This window comes from Sandarakinorhabdus sp. (assembly GCF_041689835.1).
GTDB lineage: Bacteria > Pseudomonadota > Alphaproteobacteria > Sphingomonadales > Sphingomonadaceae > Sandarakinorhabdus.
On record NZ_JBDNFM010000264.1, the window covers coordinates 1 to 2,980 of the forward strand.

A 2,980-nucleotide genomic window follows, 5' to 3' on the forward strand; every position below is an offset into this window, starting at 1 on the left:
ACCGCAGCTTCATCAGCGTGATTGCCGGCGGCTTTGGTGCTGAATCCGGGGCCAGTGCGGCCAAGGGCACCGGCGTGCAAAAGCCGTTCAAGGCCGGTTCGGCTGACGACGCTGCCTTCATCATGAAGAACGCCGAAAGCGTGATCATCGTGCCGGGTTACGGGATGGCGGTCAGCCAAGCCCAGCACTCGCTGCGCGAAATGGGCGATTTGCTGAAAAAAGAAGGCGTCTCGGTGAAATACGCCATCCACCCGGTGGCCGGCCGCATGCCCGGCCACATGAACGTGCTGCTGGCGGAATCGAACGTGCCCTATGACGAGGTGTTCGAACTGGAAGACATCAACAGCGAATTTGGCCAGTGTGATGTCGCTTTCGTCATCGGCGCCAACGACGTGACCAACCCGCTCGCCAAGACCGACAAGACGTCGCCAATCTATGGCATGCCGATCCTGGACGTGGAAAAGGCCAAGACCGTGCTGTTCATCAAGCGCTCGATGGGCGGGGTGGGCTATGCCGGCGTGGACAATCCGGTATTTTATTCGGACAACACGATGATGTTGCTCGCTGATGCGAAGAAGATGGTTGATAATATTGTGAAGGCTTTGAATGGTGGGGGCCATTGATATCGCAGCTGGGCCTGTGACCAACGCGTAGCGTTGGGCACGGGCTCCGGCAAGATCGGCCAGCGAACAAAAAGGGCGGCCCTCAAGCCGCCCTTTTTGTTTCGTCTAACGGCGCGACCTCGCCGCCGGCCTCTCCTGCAAAGGCCAATTCCGCAGTCAGCACCGCGCCTAGATGAGCTCGGCATGAGCGGATTTGGACTAAACCGCCGGCCGCTCGCTCCACAGCGCTGGAAATAGCCGCTTGAACCCCTCCACCTTGGGAATGTCGTTGATCGCGATATACAGCTGCGACGTGTGCCCGCGCAGATAATTCTGGTGGTACGCCTCGCCCGCGTAAAACGGCTTGCCGCCTTCGAACGTCGTCACGATCTTGGGCTTCCAGGTGCCCGCGCGCTCCAGTTGCGTCACATACGCCCGCGCAATCCGTTCCTGCTCCGTCCCGCGCGTGAACAGCGCACTGCGGTACTGGCTGCCGCTGTCAGGCCCCTGACGGTTGAGCTGGGTGGGATTGTGCGCTACCGAGAAAAAGATGCGCAGCAACGTGCCATAGGACACGACACCGGGATCGTAGATGATCTCCACCGCCTCGGCATGGCCGGTGAGGCCGCTGCCGGTCACTTCATAAATCGCCGTCGCCCGCGCGCCGCCGGCATAGCCCGACACCACGGATTTCACGCCCTTCACCCGTTCAAACACGCCTTCGACGCCCCAGAAACAGCCGCCGGCAAACACTGCCTTCTGCAGTGCGCCCTTCGCCAACATGGCATCCACCACAGGCGCAGGGGCCAGCACCATGGGTTCGGCTGAACAGGCGGGGGCGGCGAGCAACATCGCAATCAACAACACGCGCTTCATGCGGTTTTCCCTGGTACGAAGGCCAATGACAGGCCGTTGATGCAATATCGCAGCCCGGTGGGCTTGGGCCCATCGTCGAATACATGGCCCTGATGTCCGCCGCAGCGGCTGCAATGCACTTCGGTGCGGACCATGAAATAGCTGCGATCCACCGTCGATCCGATTGCGGTCTTGTTCAGCGGTTGCCAGAAATTCGGCCATCCGGTGCCGCTTTCGAATTTGTGCGCCGAACTGAACAGTGGCAGCGCGCAGCCGCGGCAGACAAAGGTGCCCGCGCGCTTTTCCTTGTTAAGGGGTGAGGTGAACGGGCGTTCGGTGCCCTCTTCACGCAGCACGGCAAAGGCTTCCTTCCCAAGCCGTCGCTGCCATTCCGCAGGCGTGTAGCTGACAGCGAAGCGCCCGGGCGCCGCAAGGGCGGGAGCGCCGAAAGGCAGGGCGGCGATCAGGCCAAGCAGGGTACGTCTAGTGGTCATGCCATCTTATACGCATGCCCAGCCTGAACGGTTACTTTCCGCGTTGCCGCAGCCAGGCTGTGCCCTGCGTTTTGGCCAGATCGACCAGATCTTCCATCACCACCTGCATGTCGATCAGGTGCAATCCCCACGCCTCCACCACCTGGCCGCCGGCAACGACGTCACCGTTGATGGTGTCTGTGCGGGGATCGGCGGGATCGGCGTTGATACCCACCGACAATATACTGGCATTGTCGCGCGCCATGCACTCGGCGTTCAGCAAGCCGGGCAGGGCAACGAACGGCGTGTGGATGTTGCGGCCCTGGGCCCATTTCGGTGCTGCGGCGCCATTGTCCACGATGTCGGCACGATTGACCATCAAGGGCCTGACGGTGACGCGGCCACCGGCGAGCGCCGCCGGATTGGTGCAGGCGGCGGCCATGCCGGCCGGTGCGGCGGCAGGCGGGCGGCCAAACAGGCTGGCGGGCGGCACGGCCATGGTGTCGCGGAACGTCACCCAGGCGACGGCGCAGCCGGTTTGCGTGGGTGTGCGGCACAGCGGGGTGGATTTGAAATCGCCGCCAACTTGCCTGCCGGCCGGCACCAGCACATTGTGGCCGGCCAGATAGGCGGCGACAATCTGGCCGGCCACCGGCTTGCCTTCGATCTCGTTCTGAATCAGCACCTTGAGTACGCCGCTGCCCTGGCTGTGACCGATCAAAACAACGCCGCGGCCCTTATTGTCGTGCTTCATGTAATCGGCAAAGGCGGCCGAAACATCCTTGTAGCCCAGCGTGGGATCGGCGGTGACCGGCTTGCCCATCATGCGGTCACGCAAGGCGGCCAGCGTGACCTGGCGGTACAGCGGCGCAAACACCCGGCAGGCCTGGCGGAACGGCGCGGCCTGCACCTGCGCCACGTTGGTTTCTGCCAAATCGGCGGTCATGTCGCTGTTGGGCGCCTGATCGGTGGAGACGGGGGGATAGACGTAAAAACAGTCGATCGCGGGCTGTTTTGCGGCCGGTAGCATGTCCAGCGTGACGGGCGCAT

Annotated in this window: 4 protein-coding genes; 1 reads left to right on the top strand and 3 read right to left on the bottom strand. The window is 62.9% G+C overall.

All coding sequences use genetic code 11. From position 1 onward, the window contains the following. Positions 1–623 (top strand): NAD(P)(+) transhydrogenase (Re/Si-specific) subunit beta (locus tag ACESL8_RS13215; RefSeq protein ID WP_372919604.1); only part of this gene is annotated, 623 nt, incomplete at its 5' end. Positions 624–821: 198 nt separating this feature from the next. On the opposite strand, the gene msrA is transcribed toward ACESL8_RS13215, so the two are convergent. From msrA to ACESL8_RS13230, 3 genes are all read right to left on the bottom strand, one after another. Continuing rightward, the gene (msrA, locus tag ACESL8_RS13220; RefSeq protein ID WP_372919606.1) at positions 822–1,478 is read right to left on the bottom strand and encodes a peptide-methionine (S)-S-oxide reductase MsrA; all 657 of its coding nucleotides are present in this window, start codon (positions 1,476–1,478) and stop codon (positions 822–824) included. Then, entirely contained in the window at positions 1,475–1,951 is a 477-nt protein-coding gene (gene msrB / locus ACESL8_RS13225; RefSeq protein ID WP_372919608.1) for a peptide-methionine (R)-S-oxide reductase MsrB, read from the bottom strand. The genes msrA and msrB overlap by 4 nt, the downstream gene beginning before the upstream one ends. Before the next feature lie 31 nt (positions 1,952–1,982). Beyond that, the coding region (locus ACESL8_RS13230; RefSeq protein WP_372919610.1) for a DUF3089 domain-containing protein at positions 1,983–2,980 on the bottom strand (998 nt) is incomplete at its 5' end.